At 70.3% G+C, this 21,079-nt stretch carries 25 protein-coding genes; 12 read left to right on the top strand and 13 right to left on the bottom strand.

Annotated features, from left to right (window positions below; translation table 11 throughout):
• Positions 1–47 precede the first annotated feature (47 nt).
• Positions 48–719 (top strand): hypothetical protein, encoded by a 672-nt coding sequence (locus tag LQ757_RS04550; protein WP_231046001.1) that lies wholly within the window; start codon positions 48–50, stop codon positions 717–719.
• The gene (locus LQ757_RS04545) at positions 716–1,498 is read left to right on the top strand and encodes a PspA/IM30 family protein (protein WP_231046000.1); all 783 of its coding nucleotides are present in this window, start codon (positions 716–718) and stop codon (positions 1,496–1,498) included. Before LQ757_RS04550 ends, LQ757_RS04545 begins: the two co-directional genes overlap by 4 nt.
• Before the next feature lie 21 nt (positions 1,499–1,519).
• Here LQ757_RS04545 and LQ757_RS04540 read toward each other — a convergent pair whose 3' ends face one another.
• From LQ757_RS04540 to LQ757_RS04530, 3 genes are all read right to left on the bottom strand, one after another.
• Positions 1,520–1,996, bottom strand: a complete 477-nt coding sequence (locus LQ757_RS04540) for a GtrA family protein (protein ID WP_231045999.1) — start codon at positions 1,994–1,996, stop codon at positions 1,520–1,522.
• Positions 1,993–3,561, bottom strand: coding sequence for a glycosyltransferase family 39 protein (locus LQ757_RS04535; RefSeq protein ID WP_231045998.1), 1,569 nt, complete (start codon positions 3,559–3,561; stop codon positions 1,993–1,995). The genes LQ757_RS04540 and LQ757_RS04535 overlap by 4 nt, the downstream gene beginning before the upstream one ends.
• A gap of 86 nt (positions 3,562–3,647) precedes the next feature.
• Positions 3,648–4,118, bottom strand: a complete 471-nt coding sequence (locus tag LQ757_RS04530; protein WP_231045997.1) for a DUF4383 domain-containing protein — start codon at positions 4,116–4,118, stop codon at positions 3,648–3,650.
• 167 nt (positions 4,119–4,285) lie between these two features.
• On the opposite strand from LQ757_RS04530, the gene LQ757_RS04525 reads away from it, so the two are divergent.
• Complete coding sequence (locus tag LQ757_RS04525) at positions 4,286–4,507, top strand: hypothetical protein (protein WP_231045996.1); 222 nt, start codon at positions 4,286–4,288, stop codon at positions 4,505–4,507.
• A 14-nt stretch (positions 4,508–4,521) separates the two neighbouring features.
• Here LQ757_RS04525 and LQ757_RS04520 read toward each other — a convergent pair whose 3' ends face one another.
• Together LQ757_RS04520 and LQ757_RS04515 are read right to left on the bottom strand one after the other, a co-directional pair.
• Positions 4,522–5,331, bottom strand: a complete 810-nt coding sequence (locus LQ757_RS04520; protein ID WP_231045995.1) for a hypothetical protein — start codon at positions 5,329–5,331, stop codon at positions 4,522–4,524.
• 108 nt (positions 5,332–5,439) lie between these two features.
• Positions 5,440–6,459 carry a PHP domain-containing protein gene (locus LQ757_RS04515; protein WP_231045994.1) on the bottom strand — a complete coding sequence of 340 codons (1,020 nt, stop codon included), beginning with the start codon at positions 6,457–6,459 and terminating at the stop codon, positions 5,440–5,442.
• A gap of 209 nt (positions 6,460–6,668) precedes the next feature.
• Between LQ757_RS04515 and LQ757_RS04510 the strand changes: the two genes are divergently transcribed.
• The gene (locus tag LQ757_RS04510; RefSeq protein ID WP_231045993.1) at positions 6,669–7,262 is read left to right on the top strand and encodes a TetR/AcrR family transcriptional regulator; all 594 of its coding nucleotides are present in this window, start codon (positions 6,669–6,671) and stop codon (positions 7,260–7,262) included.
• A 29-nt stretch (positions 7,263–7,291) separates the two neighbouring features.
• Here the strand turns inward: LQ757_RS04510 and LQ757_RS04505 are convergent, their stop codons facing one another.
• Together LQ757_RS04505 and LQ757_RS04500 are read right to left on the bottom strand one after the other, a co-directional pair.
• Entirely contained in the window at positions 7,292–7,492 is a 201-nt protein-coding gene (locus LQ757_RS04505; RefSeq protein ID WP_231045992.1) for a hypothetical protein, read from the bottom strand.
• A gap of 81 nt (positions 7,493–7,573) precedes the next feature.
• The gene (locus tag LQ757_RS04500; RefSeq protein ID WP_255681009.1) at positions 7,574–8,707 is read right to left on the bottom strand and encodes a zinc-dependent alcohol dehydrogenase family protein; all 1,134 of its coding nucleotides are present in this window, start codon (positions 8,705–8,707) and stop codon (positions 7,574–7,576) included.
• 48 nt (positions 8,708–8,755) lie between these two features.
• Between LQ757_RS04500 and LQ757_RS04495 the strand changes: the two genes are divergently transcribed.
• Positions 8,756–9,844 carry an EamA family transporter gene (locus tag LQ757_RS04495; protein ID WP_231045991.1) on the top strand — a complete coding sequence of 363 codons (1,089 nt, stop codon included), beginning with the start codon at positions 8,756–8,758 and terminating at the stop codon, positions 9,842–9,844.
• Positions 9,845–9,853: 9 nt separating this feature from the next.
• Entirely contained in the window at positions 9,854–10,552 is a 699-nt protein-coding gene (locus tag LQ757_RS04490; protein WP_231045990.1) for an alpha/beta fold hydrolase, read from the top strand.
• A gap of 18 nt (positions 10,553–10,570) precedes the next feature.
• On the opposite strand, the gene LQ757_RS04485 is transcribed toward LQ757_RS04490, so the two are convergent.
• The 3 genes from LQ757_RS04485 to pip are packed head-to-tail and all read right to left on the bottom strand — an operon-like array spanning position 10,571 to position 12,822.
• Positions 10,571–10,861: a hypothetical protein gene (locus LQ757_RS04485; RefSeq protein WP_231045989.1), complete on the bottom strand. Its 291-nt coding sequence runs from the start codon at positions 10,859–10,861 to the stop codon at positions 10,571–10,573.
• A 47-nt stretch (positions 10,862–10,908) separates the two neighbouring features.
• Positions 10,909–11,790 (bottom strand): KPN_02809 family neutral zinc metallopeptidase, encoded by an 882-nt coding sequence (gene ypfJ / locus LQ757_RS04480; protein ID WP_231045988.1) that lies wholly within the window; start codon positions 11,788–11,790, stop codon positions 10,909–10,911.
• A 9-nt stretch (positions 11,791–11,799) separates the two neighbouring features.
• Entirely contained in the window at positions 11,800–12,822 is a 1,023-nt protein-coding gene (gene pip, locus LQ757_RS04475; protein ID WP_231045987.1) for a prolyl aminopeptidase, read from the bottom strand.
• Positions 12,823–12,906: 84 nt separating this feature from the next.
• Here pip and LQ757_RS04470 point away from each other — a divergent pair, with 84 nt between their 5' ends.
• The 4 genes from LQ757_RS04470 to LQ757_RS04455 all read left to right on the top strand — a co-directional run bounded on the left by LQ757_RS04470 (position 12,907) and on the right by LQ757_RS04455 (position 15,343).
• Entirely contained in the window at positions 12,907–13,917 is a 1,011-nt protein-coding gene (locus LQ757_RS04470; protein WP_231045986.1) for a malate dehydrogenase, read from the top strand.
• Positions 13,918–14,003: 86 nt separating this feature from the next.
• Positions 14,004–14,315, top strand: a complete 312-nt coding sequence (locus tag LQ757_RS04465; RefSeq protein ID WP_231045985.1) for an SHOCT domain-containing protein — start codon at positions 14,004–14,006, stop codon at positions 14,313–14,315.
• A 30-nt stretch (positions 14,316–14,345) separates the two neighbouring features.
• The gene (locus tag LQ757_RS04460) at positions 14,346–15,143 is read left to right on the top strand and encodes a glycoside hydrolase family 16 protein (protein WP_231045984.1); all 798 of its coding nucleotides are present in this window, start codon (positions 14,346–14,348) and stop codon (positions 15,141–15,143) included.
• Positions 15,144–15,166: 23 nt separating this feature from the next.
• Positions 15,167–15,343, top strand: coding sequence for an HPP family protein (locus LQ757_RS04455; RefSeq protein ID WP_231045983.1), 177 nt, complete (start codon positions 15,167–15,169; stop codon positions 15,341–15,343).
• Between the two features lie 21 nt (positions 15,344–15,364).
• On the opposite strand, the gene LQ757_RS04450 is transcribed toward LQ757_RS04455, so the two are convergent.
• Entirely contained in the window at positions 15,365–16,138 is a 774-nt protein-coding gene (locus LQ757_RS04450; protein WP_231045982.1) for a TetR/AcrR family transcriptional regulator, read from the bottom strand.
• A 78-nt stretch (positions 16,139–16,216) separates the two neighbouring features.
• On the opposite strand from LQ757_RS04450, the gene LQ757_RS04445 reads away from it, so the two are divergent.
• Positions 16,217–17,218 carry an ATP-binding cassette domain-containing protein gene (locus LQ757_RS04445; RefSeq protein WP_231045981.1) on the top strand — a complete coding sequence of 334 codons (1,002 nt, stop codon included), beginning with the start codon at positions 16,217–16,219 and terminating at the stop codon, positions 17,216–17,218.
• Positions 17,215–18,048, top strand: a complete 834-nt coding sequence (locus tag LQ757_RS04440) for an ABC transporter permease (RefSeq protein WP_231045980.1) — start codon at positions 17,215–17,217, stop codon at positions 18,046–18,048. The genes LQ757_RS04445 and LQ757_RS04440 overlap by 4 nt, the downstream gene beginning before the upstream one ends.
• A gap of 201 nt (positions 18,049–18,249) precedes the next feature.
• On the opposite strand, the gene LQ757_RS04435 is transcribed toward LQ757_RS04440, so the two are convergent.
• Together LQ757_RS04435 and LQ757_RS04430 are read right to left on the bottom strand one after the other, a co-directional pair.
• Positions 18,250–20,400 (bottom strand): acyl-CoA dehydrogenase family protein, encoded by a 2,151-nt coding sequence (locus tag LQ757_RS04435; RefSeq protein WP_231045979.1) that lies wholly within the window; start codon positions 20,398–20,400, stop codon positions 18,250–18,252.
• 173 nt (positions 20,401–20,573) lie between these two features.
• Positions 20,574–20,975, bottom strand: coding sequence for a DUF7144 family membrane protein (locus LQ757_RS04430; RefSeq protein ID WP_231045978.1), 402 nt, complete (start codon positions 20,973–20,975; stop codon positions 20,574–20,576).
• Positions 20,976–21,079: the final 104 nt, after the last annotated feature.

Below are 21,079 nucleotides of genomic sequence, written 5' to 3'. Positions count from 1 at the left end.
TAGGTTTGCGTTATATCGCGTGTTCGACCTGTGGAGAGGTGGTCGTCGTGGACGTCCTCATCTGGGTGCTCGTCTCACTCCTGGCCATGGTCGCCGTCTCCGTCACGACGGTCGTCCTCATCATCCGAGCGCTGGTCAGAAGAGCCCGCCGCAACCGCGCACTCACCACCGCGGCCCTGCGAACTCGCGCCCAGTTCAGCTCGGGGCCGCGCAGGCAGGTGCTCAGGCTGCGAATCCGGCTCGACGAGGTCCTCGCCAGCGGACGGGCGGCGGCCGACCTCGCCGCCCGCGGCGATGGACCACGCGGCGACCTGCCGAAGCTCTTCCGACGCATCGAGCACGAGGGTGCCGCCCTCGAATTGCAGCTGCGGCTGATGGAGAGCGAGATCGATAGGGGCGTACTCACGGCGGAGCTCGCGGCCGCCGGCCATCGCGTCGAACAGGTCGCCGGCTTGGTTCGCCGGCTCCGTTCGGCGGTCGCTTCGGGGCTCGAAGGCGTCACCGACGACATGCTCACCGAACTGCGCTCCGATATCGACAGGGAGGTCGTCGCACTGCACGCGGGCGTCGAGGAGTTGCGCACCCTGAATGGACGTGATGGACCCGCTGCACCGACCGGCATCAGCCGGCCGACCGGCACCAGCCCCACCGGGATCGGGTCGACCGGCACCAGCCGACCGACCGCTTCAACCGCACGAGACAAGGAGACCCGCTCATGAGCAACAACACGTCGCGGATGCGAACGATCTTCCGAAGCAAGACCTCCAAGGCCCTCGACAAGATGGAGGACCCGCGCGAAACACTCGATGACAGCTACGACCAGCAGGTGAAGTTGCTGCAACAGGTGCGTCAGGCGCTGGCCGAGGTCGCGACGGCGAAGAAGCGCATCGACCTGCAGGGCCAGGAGATGGGCGCCCGCTACCAGCGGCTGGCCGGTCAGGCCCGCGAAGCGCTGAGTCAGGGCCGCGAAGACCTCGCCCGCGCCGCGTTGGAGCGCCGCTCGTTGATCGAGCGCCAGGTGGCGAACCTGCAGCAGCAGTTCGCGTCGTTGCAGAAGCAGACCGAGCAGTTGGAGGCACGGGAGCGCCAGCTCTCCGAGCAGGTCGCGGCGTTCCGCGTCGAGAAGGAGACGATCAAGGCGACCTACACGGCTTCCGAAGCGCAGGTGCGGGCGAACGAGGCCGTCGCGGGCATCGGCGCGACGATCAGCGACGTCGGCACGAGCCTCGAACGCGCACGCGACCGGGTGGCCCAGATGCAGGCTCGCGCCGCCGCGACCGACGAGATGCTCGCGAGCGGTGCGTTGAAGGACCTCACCGCCGCGCCCGACGCCGACATCGAGCGACAGCTCGCGGCGCTGAGCGCGCAAGCAGAGGTGGACCGCCAGTTGCAGGCGATGAAGGATGCGGACTCCGCATCCGCGCCTGGGCGTTCCGGCGGCGCAGACGGAGACGGAGACGCGTGGTTGAGCATCGGGCAGGGACCGACCTCCGCCTAATCCCCTTGCAGGAGGCCGTCGTCACGGCGCCGGATCGACCATCGACCGCACCGGCTCCGCTGACGCGCGCCGCGGGCTGAACACCCACGTGCGGTAGATGACGAAGCGGAAGGCCGCACCCAACGCGAGACCGACGACGTTCGCCGCGATGTTGTCGGCCAATCGCGACGTGAAGCCGAGCACGTAGTGCGACACCGCGAGGCATCCGATCGCGATCGCACCGCCCGCCAGGCTCACGAGCGCGAACTCGACGGCCTCGCGCACGACGTCGGTGCGACGCGTCTCGCGGAACGTGAACGTGCGGTTCCCGATCCAGTTCGCGATGATCGCGAGCGTCGTCGAGATCGCCTTGGCCACGATCGGGCCGCCGTCGACGTTCGAGGAGAGCACGGTGGCCGTGAGCAGGTTGAACACGGCGACGTCGAGAAGCCATCCAGCTCCGCCGACCGCGACGAACGTCGCTGCCTGCCTGCTGAGCCGCCCCGACGGCGCGGTCACGGCTTGACCATCTCGTAGATCACGACGCGGTTCACCGGGATGGCGCGCTCGACCGAGAAGCCGATCGATCGGAGCGTTTCGAGTTCGGGCCCGTGCCGGCCCTCCATTACGGCCCAGACGCGGGCGTGCTCACGCACGTCGTCGACCTCGTCGAGAGGCGTGACCGAGTCCCACAGCCCGGTCGTCGTGGCCAACGGTGCCCGCAGGGCGACATCATCGAGCCCGGCGAACCGGTCAGGGTACAGGTTCAACGCGAGCCGGGGCTTTCTCGACGGCCGAACCGACTCGTCGAAGACGATCGCATCACCCGCCGAAGCAGTGGCCGCGATCACGTCGGCGGCTTGGCGGAAGTCGGCGCCGCCCTTGCCATAGGGGCCGCGCTGGGCGAGATACCCGGGCACCGCGACGGCCGCGATGACCACGAGACCGACGAGCGGCACGATGCGGCGAGCGCCCTCGCGCCGACTCAGTTCGGCGACGACGACGCCGAGCCCGCGCAGCCCGACCGCGAGCAGCACGGCGAGCGCCGGCGCGCAGAACGACAGGTAACGCGGGTTGTAGGTCGGTGCGACCCACGCGTCGACCGCGAACAGCGCTGCCGTCGGCACGGCGATCCATACCGAGGCGATGACGACGATGGGCCGTGATCCCCGCATCGCGGGAACGAACGCGACCGTGGCGACCGCGGCGAGCACGAGCAACCACCCCGCGGCAGCGAACCACTCGGCGCTGCCGAACCACTGGCCCACCATCACCGATTCGGCGCTCGCATAGTCGCGCCGGGCGAGGAACGAGACCTGTGCGCTCTGCGACGTGCCGGCGAGGATGATCGGCCCGGCGAGCACTGCTGCAAGCACGGATGCCGCGAGCCACCGCAGCACCGTCGACCGCGTGCCGCGCAACATCATGACGACCGCGAGCTGCACGAACCCGAGCAGCGCGAGGTAGAGGTAGAGGTAGAGGGCCGCGGCGAACGCCGCCGCGTACGCCGCCCACACGAGCCATCGCTGCTCATGGCGCCGCACGAGCGCGACGAACCACACGGTGAGCCAGACCGCTGCCGCCATCGCGAACGGGTACGAGCGTGCCTCGATCCCCATGCGCGTGGCGACCGGGAGCACCGCGAGCACCACGCCTGCGAGGATCCCCGTCGATCGTGCGCCGAGTCGACTGCCGAGCACGACCGTCCCGGCGACGGCGAACCCGATGGCGACGGCACTCGGCAACCGCACGAGCGCCTCCGACGTGCCGACGAGTCCGGTCCATCCGTGCAGGAAGACGTAGTAGAGCCCGTGTACCGCATCGACGTGCGCGAGCATCGCGAACAGGCTCGGCAACGGACGGCCGGCAGAGACGACGCTCGCGGCCTCGTCGCCCCAGTACGACGGGGTTCCCGCTCCTGCGAACACCAGCACGGCCGCAGCCGCCCCGAGGAGCGGTGCGGCGAACCGCGCACTCCATTCGAGCGTTCGGTTGCGCGATCGAATCGGGGTTACCGCGCCTTCGGCGTCGCTCGCCGATGCCTCGGCAGGGTGAACGTCGGTGGCAGCGAGCAGCGAGCGCATCGACAGACCCCCCTCCGTCGGGGCCAATCGTCCTCGGGTGACCTGAAGCCTTCCTGAAAGCTGAAGCGGCCCGGAAAACCGGCCCGTCAGGCCTCGGCGGCCCGCACTCCCCGCTCGCGCCCGACGAAAATGCCCAGCAGGATCATGCCTACGCCGAGCCCGAGGTGCAGCCAGTTGTCGGCCTGGTTCATCGGCACGAAGTTCGCCGGGTGTTCACCGCCGGCCACGAACAGGCCGTAGAGCCAGATCAACAGGTAGACAGCACCGCCCCAGATGAGGTAGTTGCGGGAGGCGGCGGCGCCGGCGGCGAGGGCGACGCCCGCGACGCCGTAGAGCAGGTGCACGATGTTGTGCAGGATCGACACTTGGAAGACCCCCAGCAGCAGCGCGCCCGACTCGTGGCCCGAGAAGACGATCGCATCGACGTCGGTCGTGAGACCCGGGATGAATCCGGCGATCCCCACGACGAGGAAGACGATGCCGAGAATCAGGGCGATCTTCTGGATAACGGTCTCGGCGTAGCGGGTGCGACCAGTCGTATCGCGTGTGGCACTCATGGTTCCTTCCCTTTCGCTGTGTGTTGCCTGATACCTCCTACTCCCGGAAGATACTCCTCCTGCGCGCGAACCGCGCTCCCCGGCGAGCTGTCGATGCTGAGCAATGCACCGCGTGCGCGTCCTGTCAAGGGGAGGCGGCGGCCCCCGCGTCGTGCGACCGTGATCGCATGGACACGCAGGATGCACCGATCGAAGACGGCCACGACGATGCCACCGACGACCAGAGACTCGAAGGGGTGATCCAGCAGGTGCGCGGCGACGTGGCCATCGGCAACGTCGACGACGTACGCACGATGGTGCGGCAGCGGCTCTCGGAAGCCGGGTTGCCCGCGTTGGAGAACGATGTCGACGCGGTCATGAGTGCAATCGACGGCACAACTGCCGGCTGATCAGCCGCGGGCGATCACCACCCCGTCGGGGCGGTGATCTCGCGGGCGGGAACGACGGCGGCATTCAGGATCGCCCGGTCGCCGAGCGGCTGCTCGAGGTCGACGGTGAACGGGGTGGGCGGATTCCCCGGGCACGTGAAGACCGCGGGGCCACCGTCGTCGGGTCGGTTCGGTCGGACCCCGATCACGACCTCGACCGTCGTCTCGGTCTCGACGAGCTCGACGAGTTCGACACGACCAGTCGCCGGCTCGCCGGAGTTGCACGCACGTTCGGTGACGAGGAGCGCGACCGCATCGTCGTCAGGTTCGGGCCGTGCGTCCGGGTCGAGCACGACGTCGGCTTGGATGAGGTCTCCGAGACTGATCGTGAGGGCGCAATCCCCCGCCGCCTCGAGGCCCCACGGCGGCGTGAGCGGCATCGCGTGCTCGGTGCCGGTCGAGATCGCGACGAGCTGGTAGTCGCGAATGTCGCCTCCACCGAGATCCTGAGGTGGATCGACCTTGCGCATGATCGCGACGTGTTCCGCACTCTCGGTTTCGATCAGCCAAGCCGAAAGCGGCCCCTCGATGGGCACCGAGGGTCCTTCGAGAACCGCCACGACGTCGGGCGGCAACTCGGTGGCGGGTCTCGCCTGCTCGAGCGCGTCCACCGAAACCGGTGAGTCCCCGCACAGGAGCGTGGCGTCGGCATCACTGCTCGACGGCGCCGACGGGCTCGGGGCGGCGCCGGGCGACGGCGCGGCGGTGGCGCACCCCGCGAGCACGGCGGCAGCGACCACTGCGGGCGTCACGAGCAGCAAGCGACCAGGCATCCGTCGTCCCATGACTCGATCCTCGCGCGCGACCAGGGCGACCGACAACCCAACGAATCGCGCCGCTCGTTCGTCATGTCGGGCGTTGGCGCACCGCAGTCGGGCCCAGGGTGTCGACGCTCAGCGACCGGCAGCGGCCCACTCGATCAACCGGTCGGCCGGCCACGTGGTGATGATGCGCTCGGCCGGCACCCCGTTGGCTGCCGCGCGTGCGGCGCCGAGTTCGAGGAACGTCAGGTGCCCGGGCGCGTGCGAGTCGCTGTCGATCGAGAAGAGGCACCCCGCCTCGAGCGCGACCTGGATGAGCTCGTCGGGTGGGTCCTGGCGCTCGGGCCGCGAGTTGATCTCGACCGCGACGTCATGCTCGGCGCACGCCGCGAACACCGCCTCGGCGTCGAAGGTCGACTGCGGCCGGGTGCCGCGAGAGCCCTCGACGAGTCGCCCCGTGCAGTGCCCGAGCACGTTCATGTACGGGTCGGCGATCGCACGGAGCATCCGCTCGGTCATCTCAGCGCGCTCCATGCGCAGTTTCGAGTGCACGCTCGCGACGACCACATCGAGCCGGTCGAACATCTCTGGTGTCTGGTCGAGGCTTCCGTCGAGCAGGATGTCGACCTCGATTCCGGCGAGCAGGCGGATGTCGCGGACGCGTGCCTGCACGTCGGCGAGCAGCTGCAACTGCTCGGCGAGGCGCTCGGCGCTCAGCCCGTTGGCGACGCGCAGGCTCGGCGAGTGGTCGGTGATCGCGAGGTACTCGAGGCCGAGTGCGGCGGCCGCGCGGGCCATCACCTCGAGGCTCGTCGTGCCGTCGCTCCAGTCGGTGTGGCTGTGCAGGTCGCCGCGCAGCTCGGCCCGCAGACCCTCGACGACGCCCGTCGGTGAGAGGCCGGCCGCCGTGCGCAGATCGGCGAGTCGGTCGGGCACCGCACCGTCGACGGCCTGCGCGATCACCGTGAACGTGGAGTCGCCGATGCCGGCCGTGCGCTTGAGTCGTCCGTCGCGCACGCGGGCGGCGATCTCGTCGGCGTCGAGCCCCCGCACGGCTTCGGCGGCCCGCCGGAACGCCTTCGACTTGAAGGCCGACGCCCGGTCGCGTTCGAGCAGGAAGGCGATCTCCTCGAGCGCTGCGACGGGGTCCATCCGACCATTGTGGCGCGCCGCTCGCCCGTCGGGAATCACGCTCTTCCGCTCCGGGGGTGCCTTCGCGCCAGAATCAGGCCTGCATCCGTCTCGAGATGGCGCGAATGCACCCCCGGAACGGGGCCATCGCGACAACCGCAACGTTGACACAGGTGTCCGAGAACGGGGAATCGGCGATAGTGTCTCAACGCAAGGATCGGAGGACGACGATGCAGACCCTGGGTACGACGGGGGCCGCCGGCGCGAAGCGCGCCGACGCCCGAAAGAACATCGCCGCCATCATCGAGGCGGCCACCGCGTCGCTCGCCAGGGACCCGAACGTCAGCGTCAACGACATCGCCAAGGCCGCCGGAGTCGGGCGGGTCACGCTCTATGGCCACTTCGACTCGCGCGCCGCCCTGATCCGCGAGGTCGTCGATCGTGCGATCCACGACACCGACGCCGAGCTGAACGGCCTCGACCTCGAGGGCGACCCGCGTGACGCGCTCGCACGACTCCTCGAAGCGACGTGGCGGCTGACCCACCGGTACGGCTCGCTCATCGTTGCCGCCGAGGCGGCGCTGGCTCCCGAGGACATCCACGATGCGCATGTGCAGCCCATGACCCGCATGCGCGGCCTGATCGAACGCGGTCAGGCGTCGGGCGCGTTCCGTTCCGACCTGCCGATCGCCTGGCTCGTCGAGGTGGCGCACAGCACGGTGCACGGCGCCGCCGACGCCCTGCACCGCGGCGACATCACCGAAGCGCAGGCTCCCACCCTGATCACGGAAACCGTGCTGGCCGTACTCACGCCGAGCCACTGAAGCCCGAGTCACGACTCGACGGCTGCGCGTCAGATGGCCCCGCCGCCATCGCGCACCGCGTCGGCCGTGAACGCTGCGGCCATCGCCTCGCTGTGCGAGCGCTCGCCCTGGAATGCGGCATGGTGATCGCCGGGCAGTTCGCGGGTCCGCCGCTCGCGCACACCCAGCCAGACCACGGAGGCGAGCAGCAGCACGACCACGCCGATGATCGCGACGATGCCAAGATCCATGCGATGTCCTCCCAGCGTCGCTCGACCTCAGACTATGCCGAAGCGTCGCGTGACGGAATGGGCGGCGCGGTGAGGCTCGGACTACAGTTCGACGACGGTCATGCCCGAGCCGCTGCCGGCCGTGCCCATCGACGCGAGCGCCGTCGGCACCTCGTCGAGCGTGATGCGCCGGCCGACGAGCTCGATCGGCCTGAAGTAGCCCGACGCGACCGCGCCGAGCATCGACGGGTATTCGTGCGCGGCCATGCCATGGCTGCCGAGGATCTCGAGTTCGCCGGCGATGACGGCGTCCATCGGCATCGCGGCGAGCGCGTTGTCGCCGAGCATCAGCCCGATCTGCACGTGGCGGCCGCGCTTCTTGAGGCTCCGCACCGACGCGAACGACGTCTCGCTACTGCCGAACGCGTCGACCGACACATCGACGCCGCCCCCGGAGGCCTCGAGGATGCGCTCGGCCGCACCTTCACCGCCGCGCACGGGCACGGCTCCGAGCTTCTCGGCCGCGGCGAGCGCCGCGTCCGAGACATCCACGCCGTAGACCTTCACCCCGGCCGCCACGGCGATCATGATCACGGAGAGCCCGACCCCGCCGCATCCGTGCACCGCGATCTGCTCGCCGGTCGCCAGGCGGCTGCGCGCCATGATGGCCCGGTACGCCGTCGCGAACCGGCACCCGAGCGATGCGGCCTCGACGAAGCCCAGCCCGTCGGGCAGGCGGATGAGGTTGAGCTCGGCCTCGTCGATCGCGACGTACTCGGCGAACGAGCCCCAGTGCGTGAAGCCCGGCTGCGACTGGTGGTCGCAGACCTGCTCGTTGCCCGAGCGGCACTCGTCGCAGCGCCCGCACGCGCAGATGAAGGGAGCCGTGACGCGGTCGCCGACTGCCCAGCCCGACTCGGGGCCGACCTCTGAGCCGAGCACCGCGATCTCGCCGGCGAACTCGTGCCCCGGCACGTGCGGCAGCGACACCGTGTCGTCGTGGCCCATCCACGCGTGCCAGTCGCTGCGGCAGAGTCCGGTCGCGCGCACCTTGATGACCGCGCCGCGAGGCGGGCACTCGGGCTCGGGGACGTCGGCGAGTTCGGGCTGCTCACCGAAGGCGTTGAAGTGCACGGCGCGCACGGGGATCCTTCCGGTTCGGGTGGCCCTGCGGGGATTCAGGGCGATCGGATGCCGCGTGGCTGCGGCCTCGTCGCCGTGCCGCGCGTGCGACATCGCGAGCCTACCTGCTGCCGACCGCCACAGATTGTGTAACAATATGCCATGCGTTTCGTGCTCGCCGTGCTGCTCGCCGCCGTGTGCTTCGGCACCACCGGCACCGCGCAGGCGCTCGGCCCCGACGCGGGCGCGCTCTCGCTCGGAGCGGCACGGCTCGTCGTGGGCGGCGGTGCGCTCGGGCTCGTCGCCATCGCCATGACCTTCGCCGCGCGTCGGCGCGACGCGGCCGGGACACCCGCCGTATCGACGCGCGGCGATGGCCCGGGACATCCGATCGCCGTTCGCGCCCCCGCGCACCGGCTGCCCACCTGGGCGATCATCGCGGTCGGAGCGGCCGGGGTGCTCGCCTACCAGCCCGCGTTCTTCGCCGGCACCGCCGCGAACGGCGTCGCTGTCGGCACGGTCGTCGCGCTCGGGTCGGCGCCGGTCATCACCGGAGCACTCGACTGGGCGCTGCACCGACGCTATCCCGGCCATCGCTGGGGCGCGGCGACGGCGATCGCGACTGCCGGCGTCGCCATCCTCGCGGCGTCGACCGGGTCGGGCACAGCGGATGTCGGCGGCGCCGCGACGGCCGACCCGCTCGGCCTGCTCGCCTCGGTCGGCGCGGGCGCCTCCTACGCGGTCTACACGCTCGCGGCGAAGGCGCTGCTCGATCGCGGGTGGACCGCCACCGGCAGCATGGGCGCGCTGTTCGGCGCCGCCGGCGCCGCGAGCGTGCCGGTGCTCGCGATGACGGATGCCTCGTGGCTCGCGACCGGGCCCGGCATCGCGATGGCGCTCTGGCTCGGCCTCGTCGCCACGGCGCTCGCGTACGTGCTGTTCGGGCTCGGCCTCAGGGGGCTCGCGCCCGCGACGGTGTCGACGCTGACGCTCGCCGAGCCGCTGACCGCGGGGCTGCTCGGCGTGACGGTGCTCGGCGAGACGCTGCCGGCCGGCGCGGTCGCCGGACTCGTCGTCCTCGCGGCGGGCATCGTGCTGCTCGCGACGGGCAGCAAGGGAGGCGGGCGTGACGAGCCGGCGCCTTCGTCGCCCTCGTCGTCTTCGCCTTCGTCGTCTTCGCCTTCGTCGTCTTCGCATTCGCGTCCGGAGCGGCCCGCAGTGCCGGTCCGGGATGTCGGTGGGGCCCGGTAGCTTCGCGGTATGGACGTCATTCTCATCCCCGGATTCTGGCTCGACGCGTCATCGTGGCAGCAGGTGACGCCGCTCCTCGAAGAGGCGGGCCACACCGTGCATGCGCTCACGCTTCCCGGCCTCGAATCGGTCGACGCCGACCGGTCGGGCATCGGCCTGCGCACGCACATCGACGCCGTGGCGGCCGTGGTCGACTCGCTCGACGGCGAGGTCGTGCTCGTCGGCCACTCGGGGGGCGGGGCCATCGCGCACGGCGTCGCCGACGCCCGGCCCGATCGCATCGCCCGTGTCGTGTACGTCGATGCCGGGCCGCTCGCCGAGGGCGACAGCATCAACGACGAGCTTCCCATCAAGGGTGCCGACATGCCTCTTCCCGTGTGGGAGGCCTTCGGCGACGAAGACCTCGTCGATCTCGACGACGAACTGAGGGCCCAGTTCCGGGCGCGCGCGATCCCCGAGCCCGCCGCCGTCGCGACCGATGCGATGCGGCTGACCGACGAGCGCCGGTACGACGTGCCCGTCACCGTCATCGCGTGCGAGTTCCCGAGCGCGATGCTCACCGAGTGGATCGCCGCGGGTTCGCCGTTCACGCGCGAGCTCGCCAAGGTGAAGCACGTCGACTACGTCGACCTGCCCACCGGGCATTGGCCGCAGTTCACGAAGCCGGTGCAGCTGGGGCAGGCGATCGTCGCGACGCTCGCGCGCTGAGGCACGGGTCGCCGCTCGTCAGCCGAGCCGATCCGAGGAGTTCGCACCGTCGTCGGCCAGGGCGAGTTTCGCCCGCAGTCGCGCGCCGATGCGCGGATCGCCCGGGTTCTCCTCGCCGGGTTCGAACCAGTGGTCCTCGCCGCGCGGGCAGGTACAGGCGAGCGCGACCGTCTCACCGATCACGACCGCGCGGAAGAACTCGCGGTGGGGAACACTGGTGTCGCGATGTGGGCGCATGGATCGAGCTCTCCCGGTTACCGGCGCGCACGATGCGCGCTCACCGAAGAGACGACCGACCGCGGCGATCATGACGCGGAATCCCGAGAAGCGTGCGGCGACGGCCGAGGTGCTCACGGTCAGAGCTGCGACCCGGAGACGCCGAAGGTGTCGCAGGCGCCGGCGCCCTGCTGGTAGCCGACCGCGAACCACCGCTGACGCTGTTCGCTCGTGCCGTGGGTGAACGTGTGCGGACTCACCTGCCCCTGCGTGGCCTGCTGGATGCGGTCGTCGCCCACGGCGGCCGCGGCATCGAGCGCGTCGCGGATCTCGGCTTCGGTGGGCTCCTGCAGGAACGGCACCCCGCTGTCGTCGGGCACGGTCGCGGCATTCGCCGTCCACGCCCCGGCGAAGCAGTCGGCCTGCAACTCGACCCGCACGGCATTCGACGTCGGGCCGGTCTGCCCGTCCTGCGAGCGTTCGAGGATGCCGCCGATGTTCTGGATGTGATGGCCCCACTCGTGTGCGACGACGTACATCTGCGCGAGCGGGCCGGCGGTCGCCCCGAAGCGGCTGCGCAACTCGTCGAAGAACGACACGTCCATGTAGATCATCTGGTCGGGCGGGCAGTAGAACGGCCCGGTCGCCGACGACGCGTTACCGCACCCCGTGGTCGTCGCCGTATCGAACAGGATCAGGTCCTGCGGGCCGACGTAGTCGCTGAGCCCGATCGCCGGACCTTCATTCGACCAGTAGGCCTCGAGCGAGGCCGAGGCCCCCTGCATGCGGCACTCGATGTTCTCGTTGGCGTCGGCACCGGTCTCGCACTGCTCGAGCGACGAGTCAGACGGGGCGGGCTGTTCGCCCCCGCCCAACAACCCCGTGAGGTTGACACCGAGCAATTGCGAGAGCACGAACAGCGCGATCACGCCGATGCCGCCGCCCGCCACGGCGATGCCCGTGTTGCGCCCGCGCTTCGAGGCCTTGCCCCGGCTGATGTCCGCGTCGGGATTGAACGTCATGAGGTGAAACTACTCCGACTCTTCCGAGTCGGGTTGCGAATCGCCTTGCGAATCGTCACGCGGATCGCCTTGCGAACCCTCGGCGAAACGGTCGGTCGCGGTGATGAGGGCGTCGAGGATGCCGGGCTCGTCGTATGCGTGTCCGGCATCGTCGACGATGGTGAACTCCGCCTCGGGCCAGGCTCGGTGCAGGTCCCACGCCGTCATCACGGGCGTGCACATGTCATAGCGGCCCTGCACGATCACGGCCGGGATGTCGCGAAGGCGCGAGGCGTCGCGGATCAGCTGCCCCTCCTCCCACCAGCCCCCGTGGCGGAAGTAGTGGTTCTCGATGCGGGCGAACGCCGCAGCGTACTCGGGCGCCGTGAACCGGGCGATCGTCTCGGCCTGGGGCAGCAGTGTGATGGTCGACGACTCCCACCGCGACCAGGCGATCGCGGCGGGTTCGTACACGTCGGGGTCGGGGTCGGCCAGCAGTCGCGCGTAGGCCTCGATGAGGTGCGCTCGGTCGGCTGGCGCCACGGGAGCGATGAACTCCTCCCACAGGTCGGGGAACACCGCCGATGCGCCGCCCTCGTAGAACCAGTCGAGCTCTTGGCGGCGCAAGGTGAATATGCCGCGCAGCACGAGTTCGGTCACCCGCTCGGGATGCGTCTGCGCGTACGCCAGTGCCAGCGCACTCCCCCACGAGCCGCCGAACACCTGCCAGCGGTCGATGCCGAGGTGCCCCCGCAACCGCTCCATGTCGGCGACGAGGTGCCAGGTGGTGTTCGCCGACAGGTCGGCGTTCGGCTCGCTCGCGTGCGGGATCGAGAACCCGCACCCGCGCTGGTCGAAGAGCACGATGCGGTAGCGCTCGGGGTCGAACAGGCGGCGATGCGAAGGGGTCGTTCCGCCCCCGGGACCGCCGTGCAGGAACACCACCGGCTTGCCGTTGCGGTTACCGGACACCTCCCAGTAGATGTGCTGTCCGTCACCCACGTCGAGCATGCCTGTTTCCAGGGGTTCGATCTCCGGATACATCTCTCGCATCTGCTCACGGTACCGAGCCACGGAAGCGCCGGCGGGGTGCCGCGCCGCGGCATACCGCGCACCGTGCGGCGTAGGCTCGCGGGTATGAGCACCGAACCGGTCACGATCACCCTCACCGGAGCCGGCGGGCAGATCGGATACGCCCTCCTGTTCCGCATCGCGTCGGGCGCCATGCTCGGCCCCGAGACGCCGGTCCGCCTCAACCTGCTCGAGATCGCACAGGGGCTGAAGTCGGCCGAGGGCGCAGCCCTCGAGCTGCAGGATTCGGCGTTTCCGCTGCTCGCGCAGGTCGAGATCACCGACGATGCGACCGCCGCCTTCGACGGTGCGAACATCGCGCTGCTCGTCGGCGCACGCCCACGCGGCCCGGGAATGGAGCGCGGCGACCTGCTCACCGCGAACGGCGGCATCTTCGGTCCGCAGGGCGCGGCGATCAACGCGGGGGCGGCCGACGACATCCGGGTCGTCGCGGTGGGCAATCCCGCGAACACGAACGCGCTCATCGCCGCCGCGCATGCACCGGATGTCCCGCGCGAGCGGTTCACCGCCCTCACGCGCCTCGATCACAACCGCGCCATCGGGCAGCTCGCCGTCGCCGTCGACACCTCGGTCGGCGACATCCGCGGCCTGACGATCTGGGGCAATCACTCGGCGACCCAATTCCCCGACGTGGCGCACGCGACCGCGGCCGGCGAGTCCGTGCCCGAGCGGCTCGCGGCGCGCCTCGGCGGCGTCGACGCGGCGACGCGGTGGCTCACCGACGAGTTCATCCCGCGCGTGGCGAAGCGGGGCGCCGAGATCATCGAGGTGAGGGGTTCGTCGTCGGTCGCGTCGGCGGCCTCGGCGACCATCGATCACGTGCGCGACTGGGTCGGCGGCACACCCGACGGGTGGACGAGCGCGGCGATCGTCTCCGACGGGTCGTACGGCGTGCCCGAGGGCCTCATCTCGTCGTTCCCCGTCGAGTCCGTCGACGGGTCGTGGCGCATCGTGCAGGGCCTCGACGTCGACGCCTTCGCCCGCGGCCGCATCGCGGCATCCGTCGCGGAGCTCGAAGACGAGCGCGAGGCGGTGCGCGCGCTCGGGCTCATCTGAGCCCGTGCGGGTCGTTCTTCTCTGCGGAGCCGCTCGCCCGTAGGCTGGGGCGACCCTCATCCGACGGAGCATGGCAGGAGCAACCCATGAGCGACCCGTTCAGCGCAGCCAGCAGCGCGTTCAACGTCATGTTCGCCATCGTCGTGATCTTCATCGCCGTCGTCTTCGTGCTCATGATCGTGACCATGGTGCGCAACTACAGCAAGGCGAAGTCGACCGGCCACGATCCGCTCACCCTGCAGACCGAGCTCGCGACACGAGCGCTCGACAGCGAGATCCTCGCGCCCGCGAAGTCGATCGAGCAGCGCCTCGCCGAGCTCGACGACCTCGCGGCCCGCGGCGTGATCAGCGCCGACGAACGGCTCGCGGCTCGCGCCGATGTGCTCGCCGGGCGCTGAGCCGGCGGTATCCCGGGCCAGGCGGCCGCGATGACAGATGGCGCCACGCTCGACCTCTCGGGGTACCACCTCGCGGTCGACGAGCAGTTCGACGGGCTCGACCTTGCGGAGACGCGTTGGTTCCCCTACTACACGCCGCACTGGAGCTCGAGGGCGGCGACTCGCGCCCGTTCCGAGGTCTCCGGCGGCACGCTGAAGCTGCGCATCGACGCGGACACCGCCCCGTGGTCGCCCGAGTACGACGGCGACGTACGCGTGGCCCACCTGCAGACCGGTCAGTTCTCGGGACCGATGCGCAGCCCGGTGGGCCAGCATCGGTTCCGAGCGGGACTGGTCGTGCGCGAGGAGCAGGATGAGGAGCGGCTGTGGCTGCCGCACTTCGGCGTGATCGAAGCGCGGGTTCGAGGAATCCGCCAGCCCTCGGCGATGGTCGCCCTGTGGCCGATCGGCTTCGAGGACCAGGGCGTGAACAGCGGCGAGATCTGCATCTTCGAGATCTTCGGGAGTGAGATCGATGGGACCGGCGGTCTCGTCGGGGTCGGGGTGAAGCCGCAGCGCGACCCGCGGCTCGTGATGGACTTCGAGAAGGTGCGTGTCGAGGGCGATCTGACGGCGTTCCACGATTACGCCGTCGAGTGGCTGCCCGATCGGCTTCGGTTCTTCATCGACGGGCGGCTCGTGAAGGTCGTCGAGCAGTCGATCGACTATCCGGTGCAGCTCATGCTCGATGTCTACGAGTTGCCGACGGATGCCCCTCGCGACACGTCCGCGCATCCGCTCGTGTTCGAGGTGGCGCACGTGCGCGAGTACCGCCCACGCGTCACATGATCGCCCGGGCCTAGGCTGGGGGCATGGCCGCCGACGCACCCTCACCCGACGCCCGCCGCAAGCAGATCATCGTCGGCATCGTCGTCGGCCTGATCATCGGCGTCGTGGTGAGCCTGTGGACCGGGTTCTGGCTGTGGCTGGCGGCGGGCGCCGCCGTGGGGCTCGCGGCCGGCGCGCTCATGAAGCCGCCCGCCGAGTAGCTCAGCGCTCCGCCGAGTAGCTCAGCGCCCGTCGGCCGGCCCGACGTACGCGACGATGCCGTCGATGACGCGCGCGAGCCCGAATTCGAACGCGTCTGCGGGGTCTGCCGGGGCGTTGTAGGCCTCGCCCGCCGCCTGTCCGACCCGCCCAGACACGGGATACCGCTCGGGGTCCATGATCTGCTCGAGCAGCGGCGCGTTGCGCTCCCACCATTCGACGTCGGACTCCAGGCTCGAGACCCGCAACCGCTCGGCATCGACGTAGTCGCGCGCCGGGCCCGACACGAAGCCGAGCAGCAGGGTGATCACGCGATCCATGTCGAGATCGGTGAGGCCGAGCCCGTCGACGGCTCGCAGGCACCACTCCCAGTGATCGGACACGTTCGGTCCGAGCGGCGGACGGCTCGTATCGATCGAGAGCAGCCACGGATGACGCAGGTATCCGTTCCACTGCACGCGCGCGATGCCCGCCAGCCGGTCGCGAAGCGACCCGTCGAGCACCGGCAGCGGAAGCTCGCCGGACACCTGGTCGACCATGAGGTCGATGAGCTCGGCCTTGCCGGGCACGTAGGTGTAGACCGACATGGGCTTCAGTCCGAGGCGATCGGCGATGCGGCGCATCGACACCGCGTCGAGGCCCTCATCGTCGGCGAGCTGGACCGCGGCGTCGACGACCTCGTCGACACTCGACCGCTGCTTGGGCCCGCGCGTGCCGACGGGCTCGCCGAGGTGTGAGCGCCACAGCAGCCTGAGCGTGCGATCGGGCTCGCCCCGCCCGGTGGATTCGGTCGCCATGCGGGCTAGCATACATTCTCCGTATGGTGTACGCTCGCGATCGGAATAATTCCGTACAGAGTACGTTGAAGGAGAGCGATGACTCCGACCACTAACCCGCAACCCAGTTCCCGCCCGGCGCTGCACGCCGCCGGCCTCCGCAAGCACTACGGGCGCGCGACCGCACTCGACGGCTTCGATCTCGAGGTCGAACGCGGCACCGTGCACGGCCTCCTCGGTCCGAACGGCGCCGGCAAGACCACGGCAGTGCGCGCGCTCACGACACTCACGACGATCGACGGGGGCACCGCGATGATCGACGGCATCGATGTGCGACGCCACCCTGCCGCGGTGCGCGAGCGCATCGGCCTCGTCGGCCAGTTCCACGCCGTCGACGAGGCGCTGACCGCCCGCCAGAACCTCGTGCTCTTCGCCCGCCTCAGCGGCATCTCGAAGGCCCGCGCACGAGCGCGCGCAAGCGGACTCCTCGACGCGTTCGAGCTGACGGATGCCGCAGACCGCGCCGTCGCCGGATTCTCGGGCGGCATGCGCCGGCGACTCGACATCGCCGCCAGCCTGGTGCTGACCCCCGCGATCCTGTTCCTCGACGAGCCGACCACCGGCCTCGACCCGCGCGGCCGCGCGACCGTGTGGCAGGCGGTGCGAGAGACCGCAGCCGCCGGCACCACGGTGCTGCTCACGACGCAGTACCTCGACGAGGCCGATCAGCTGGCGAGCCGGGTGTCGGTCATGGACCACGGGCGCGTCATCGCCGAGGGGCGACCCGACGACCTCAAGCGCCGCCTCGGCGGCGACCGCGTCGAGGCGGTCGTCGCCGACGGGACACGGATCTCGGAGGCGGTCGACGTGATCGGACGGGCGACGGGCGCCGCGGCATCCGTCGATCCCGACACCCGCACCGTGACCGTCGAGGTCGCCGACGGTGCGCGCACCCTCGCGCCGATCGTGCGTGAACTCGACGCGGCGGGGCTCGCCGTCGACGACCTCGCCCTGCGCCGCCCCACGCTCGACGAGGTGTTCCTGCATCTCACCGGCGGCACCGCCGGCACCGCACTCGACCCCGTCCAGGAGGCACGATGACCACCACCAGCTCCCCCATCGCCGCACCGGCCGACCTGCGCGACCGCCGCCCGAACGCGCTGCGCGAGGGCCTGCTCATCGCGGGACGCGATGCCCTGCACCAGGTTCGCGAACCCTGGGGCATCGTGTTCGGTCTCGCGTTCAACATCATGCTGATCCTGATGTTCGGGTTCCTCTTCGGCGGCGCGATCGAACTGCCGGGCGGCGGCGACTACATCGCGTTCCTGCTGCCCGGGATGTTCGCCCTCGCGATGCTCTTCGGCCTCGAGTCGACCATGACCGCGATGTCCGACGACGCGAAGCGCGGCATCACCGACCGCTTCCGCTCGCTGCCCATCACGAGCGCCTCGGTGGCACTCGGTCGTGCGATCGCCGACCTCGGCTCCTCGGCCCTCAGCCTCGGGGTGCTGATGATCGGCGGCCTGCTCATCGGCTGGCGACCGACGACCGGCCCGGCAGAGATCGCCCTCGCCGTCGTGCTGCTGCTTTGGCTGCGATTCGCCCTGCTCTGGCTCGGCATCTTCCTCGGCCTGAGCTTCCGCGGCCCGGGGGCGACCACGGCGGTGCAGGTGCTCGTCTGGCCGATCGGCTTCCTCTCGACGGTGTTCGTCTCGGCCGAGACGATGCCCTCGTGGCTCGGCGCGATCGCGGCGTGGAACCCGATCTCGGCGACGGCGACCGCCGCGCGTGAGCTGTTCGGCAACCCCACCGGCGCGACGAGCGGGTGGCTCGCCGAGAACGCCGTGGTCGCGGCATCCGTCTGGCCACTCGTGATCACCGCGGTGTTCCTGCCGCTCGCGGCAGTCGCCTACCGGCGCCTGCGGCGCTGACGCGCGCCGCCACTCCGCGGGCACGTCCCATTCAGCCCACCCACCTCACACGTCCCGAAAACAGGAACGAGCGACCTGAGATGGTCGCTCGTTCCTGTTTTCGGGGCTTCTCCGGCGTGTCTTCCTGTTTTCGGGACGTTCGCCGCGGCATTGCACGGTGAGTCACGCCCGGGCGGCGGGCGCCGGGCAGGCGACCGGATGCTACTTCTTGGACTTCTCGGGCACCGGCAGGGTGCCCGACGCGCGCTGCGCGGCGTAGTAGGCGCGCGCCTCGTCCTGGCGCTCAAGCTCGGCGCCCGAAGCGATCTTCGCGCGCAGGTGCTCGGGCTTGTAGCCGAACGCGTCGACGAGGTCCTGCGCGTGCGGCCGGAGCCGCTCGAGCAGCCGATCGATGTACGCCGTCACCGCCTGCGCACGCTGCGGCGAGAGCCGCCCGTTGATGAGGTACCAGGCCAGGTGCTTCTCGATGAGGCCGAGGCCGAAGAGGTCGCGCACCCACGTGAGCACCTGCTTCGTGCCGGGGTCGGTCGTCTTCGCGAGCCCGCGGGTGAACGCCTCCCACTGCAGCAGCTCGCCGTGCGCGCGAGCCGCCTCGATGAGCTGGTTCTGGTGCCGATTGAACGCCGCCGCCGCGTCGGCCTTGGGCAGCTTGCGCGCGTCGCGCAGGTGGCCGGCGATCTCGGCGATCATGGCCTCGACGCGATCGGTCAGCAGTTCGCGCTGGGTCTCCTCGTCGCGCAGCTCGGTGACCGAACGAGCGGTCGAGCCGAAGTCGGCGATCGTCTGCGCGAGGCGTCGCAGGCCGGTGCCGTGGTAGGCGCGCTCGGCGGTCGACTGCACGACGTAGCGGGCCAACGCCCCCGCGTCGGCGTTCGCGAACTGCTTCGAGAAGTCGGTGAGCAGGCGCTTGGCGACGAGCTGCAGCAGCACGTTGTTGTCGCCCTCGAAGGTCGCGTAGATGTCGAGGTCCTGTCGCAGGCCGACGATGCGGTTCTCGGCGAGGAACCCGGCGCCGCCGGTGGCCTCGCGGGCCTCCTGCAGCGTCTCGAGGGCGTGCCACGTCGACAGGGGCTTGAGTGCGGCGGCGATCGTCTCGAGGTCCTGGCGGTCGTCGTCGGTGTCCTCCCTGCCCGAGAAGACGGCGTCGAACTTCAGCAGGAACTCGTCGTGCGCGAAGACCTGCGCGTACGTCGTCGCGAGCTTCGGAAGCAGGCGTCGCTGGTGGCGCTGGTAGTCGAGCAGCACCTCTTCGTCGGTGTCGCTCGCGGCGTTGAACTGGCGGCGCTGGTTGCCGTAGGTGATCGCGATCGTGAGCGCCATCGCCGCGGCGCTCGTGGCCGCGCCGTCGAGTGAGACACGGCCCTGCACGAGCGTGCCGAGCATCGTGAAGAAGCGGCGGCCGGGGCTCGCGATCGGGCTCGAGTAGGTGCCGTCCTCGGCGACCGAGCCGTAGCGGTTCAGCAGGTTCTCGCGCGGCACGCGCACGTTCGTGAAGTGCAGCCGGCCGTTGTCGATGCCGTTGAGGCCGCCCTTGAGCCCGTCGTCCTCACCGCCGATGCCCTTGAGGAAGCCGCCCTTGGTGTTGCGGATCGGCACGTAGAACGCGTGCACACCATGGTTGACGCCCTTGGTGATGAGCTGCGCGAACACGACCGCAGCGGTGCCGTGCAGCGCCGCGTTGCCGAGGTAGTCCTTCCACGCGCCACGGAACGGCGTGTTGATCACGAACTGCTGCTTCGCCTCGTCGTACGTCGCCGTCGTGCCGATCGCTGCGACGTCGGACCCGTGCCCGGTCTCGGTCATCGCGAACGCGCCCGGCACCTTCAGCGACATGATGTCGGGCAGGAACGTCTGGTGGTGGTACTCGGTGCCGAGGTGCAGCACCGCGGCACCGAAGAGGCCCCACTGCACACCCGACTTGATCTGCAGGCTCGGGTCGGCGATGACCAGCTCTTCGAACGAGGCGATGTTACCGCCGTGGTCCTCCTCGCCACCGAGCTCCTTCGGGAACGCCCGATGCACGGCGCCCTGCTCGACGAGCAGTTTCAACTGCCCGAGCACGCGCTCGCGGTGCTCGGCCATGGACTGGCCGTCGATGCGCTGCAGGTCGGGCTGGGCGGCGCGCTCACGCGCCGCGATGCGCAGGTCGGCCCACGTGCCGAGCAGTTGCCGGCCGAGCGACGCCACGTCGACCTTCGGCTGTGGTGCCGCTGCGCCGTTCGGCGACGAGGGTGCAGGGGCGGATGCCGCGGGGCGGGCCGGCTTCGACCCAGCGGCGGTGCCGGGGCGACGTGCAGGTGCCCCGGCGGTCTTGGTGGTCTTCGAAGTGGTACGGGGTGCCGTGTCAACCATCGAGCGTCCTTCGTGTGGATTTGGTGGGCTTCATCCCCACGGTATGACCGCCCGCGAGCGCGACGAAACCCTGCGTTCGGCCCCTACAAACCGCTCGGGCGGGGCTTCGACGACCGCTGTGGGCACCCTACAAACCCGGGTGACCCCGGCAATGGGACATCCACAATGCGTCGTCAGTCGCGGAAGAAGGCGCTCGCGCGACCCGACCAGAGCAGCGCCAGCACGATCACCGAGACGGCGATGCCGAAGTACTCGCCGATCGCGCCGGCCGGGTACGCGATCGCGAGGAAGATGGATCCGGCGATCGACAGCACCTGGAAGACGGTGATGACGATGCGGGCGGTGGCGCTGCCGCGAAGCAGCATCGTCGCGATGATGATGACGATCGCCCCGACCAGGATCGAGATGATCGCCGAGGTGATGAGTGCGCTCGCCCCGCCGAACTGCTCGACCGTCGCGGCGACGCTCGTCTGGAACAGCAGGATGGTGCCGCCGAAGATGTCGAGCAGCCCCGAGATCCACGTGAGCACCGCGACGAGGGTGACCCCGCCCGGACGATCGATCGATGCAGACATGTGCGTCCCCTTCGCCGTTTGCATTGGTTGCAATGTAGCGCCGGGCACGCGGAAAGCGCGACCTTGGCACGCGTGGCGGGCCAGAGGGACCGTCACGGAGGTCG

It is taken from the genome of Agromyces cavernae (assembly GCF_021044935.1).
Lineage (GTDB): Bacteria > Actinomycetota > Actinomycetes > Actinomycetales > Microbacteriaceae > Agromyces > Agromyces cavernae.
This window is presented reverse-complemented; position numbering and strand designations above follow the sequence as displayed.

Excerpts from the sequence above, each read along its gene's own strand:
- LQ757_RS04515 (WP_231045994.1), bottom strand. The coding sequence starts at position 6,459 with ATGGACCCCGTCGCAGCGCTCGAGGAGATCGCCTTCCTGCTCGAACGC.
- LQ757_RS04440 (WP_231045980.1), top strand. The coding sequence starts at position 17,215 with ATGACCACCACCAGCTCCCCCATCGCCGCACCGGCCGACCTGCGCGAC.
- LQ757_RS04460 (WP_231045984.1), top strand. The coding sequence starts at position 14,346 with ATGACAGATGGCGCCACGCTCGACCTCTCGGGGTACCACCTCGCGGTC.
- LQ757_RS04435 (WP_231045979.1), bottom strand. The coding sequence starts at position 20,400 with ATGGTTGACACGGCACCCCGTACCACTTCGAAGACCACCAAGACCGCC.
- LQ757_RS04505 (WP_231045992.1), bottom strand. The coding sequence starts at position 7,492 with ATGGATCTTGGCATCGTCGCGATCATCGGCGTGGTCGTGCTGCTGCTC.
- LQ757_RS04490 (WP_231045990.1), top strand. The coding sequence starts at position 9,854 with ATGGACGTCATTCTCATCCCCGGATTCTGGCTCGACGCGTCATCGTGG.
- LQ757_RS04470 (WP_231045986.1), top strand. The coding sequence starts at position 12,907 with ATGAGCACCGAACCGGTCACGATCACCCTCACCGGAGCCGGCGGGCAG.
- LQ757_RS04455 (WP_231045983.1), top strand. The coding sequence starts at position 15,167 with ATGGCCGCCGACGCACCCTCACCCGACGCCCGCCGCAAGCAGATCATC.
- LQ757_RS04500 (WP_255681009.1), bottom strand. The coding sequence starts at position 8,707 with ATGTCGCACGCGCGGCACGGCGACGAGGCCGCAGCCACGCGGCATCCG.
- LQ757_RS04510 (WP_231045993.1), top strand. The coding sequence starts at position 6,669 with ATGCAGACCCTGGGTACGACGGGGGCCGCCGGCGCGAAGCGCGCCGAC.
- LQ757_RS04485 (WP_231045989.1), bottom strand. The coding sequence starts at position 10,861 with ATGATCGCCGCGGTCGGTCGTCTCTTCGGTGAGCGCGCATCGTGCGCG.
- pip (WP_231045987.1), bottom strand. The coding sequence starts at position 12,822 with ATGCGAGAGATGTATCCGGAGATCGAACCCCTGGAAACAGGCATGCTC.
- ypfJ (WP_231045988.1), bottom strand. The coding sequence starts at position 11,790 with ATGACGTTCAATCCCGACGCGGACATCAGCCGGGGCAAGGCCTCGAAG.
- LQ757_RS04520 (WP_231045995.1), bottom strand. The coding sequence starts at position 5,331 with ATGGGACGACGGATGCCTGGTCGCTTGCTGCTCGTGACGCCCGCAGTG.
- LQ757_RS04445 (WP_231045981.1), top strand. The coding sequence starts at position 16,217 with ATGACTCCGACCACTAACCCGCAACCCAGTTCCCGCCCGGCGCTGCAC.
- LQ757_RS04450 (WP_231045982.1), bottom strand. The coding sequence starts at position 16,138 with ATGGCGACCGAATCCACCGGGCGGGGCGAGCCCGATCGCACGCTCAGG.
- LQ757_RS04535 (WP_231045998.1), bottom strand. The coding sequence starts at position 3,561 with ATGCGCTCGCTGCTCGCTGCCACCGACGTTCACCCTGCCGAGGCATCG.
- LQ757_RS04530 (WP_231045997.1), bottom strand. The coding sequence starts at position 4,118 with ATGAGTGCCACACGCGATACGACTGGTCGCACCCGCTACGCCGAGACC.
- LQ757_RS04430 (WP_231045978.1), bottom strand. The coding sequence starts at position 20,975 with ATGTCTGCATCGATCGATCGTCCGGGCGGGGTCACCCTCGTCGCGGTG.
- LQ757_RS04545 (WP_231046000.1), top strand. The coding sequence starts at position 716 with ATGAGCAACAACACGTCGCGGATGCGAACGATCTTCCGAAGCAAGACC.
- LQ757_RS04525 (WP_231045996.1), top strand. The coding sequence starts at position 4,286 with ATGGACACGCAGGATGCACCGATCGAAGACGGCCACGACGATGCCACC.
- LQ757_RS04495 (WP_231045991.1), top strand. The coding sequence starts at position 8,756 with ATGCGTTTCGTGCTCGCCGTGCTGCTCGCCGCCGTGTGCTTCGGCACC.
- LQ757_RS04465 (WP_231045985.1), top strand. The coding sequence starts at position 14,004 with ATGAGCGACCCGTTCAGCGCAGCCAGCAGCGCGTTCAACGTCATGTTC.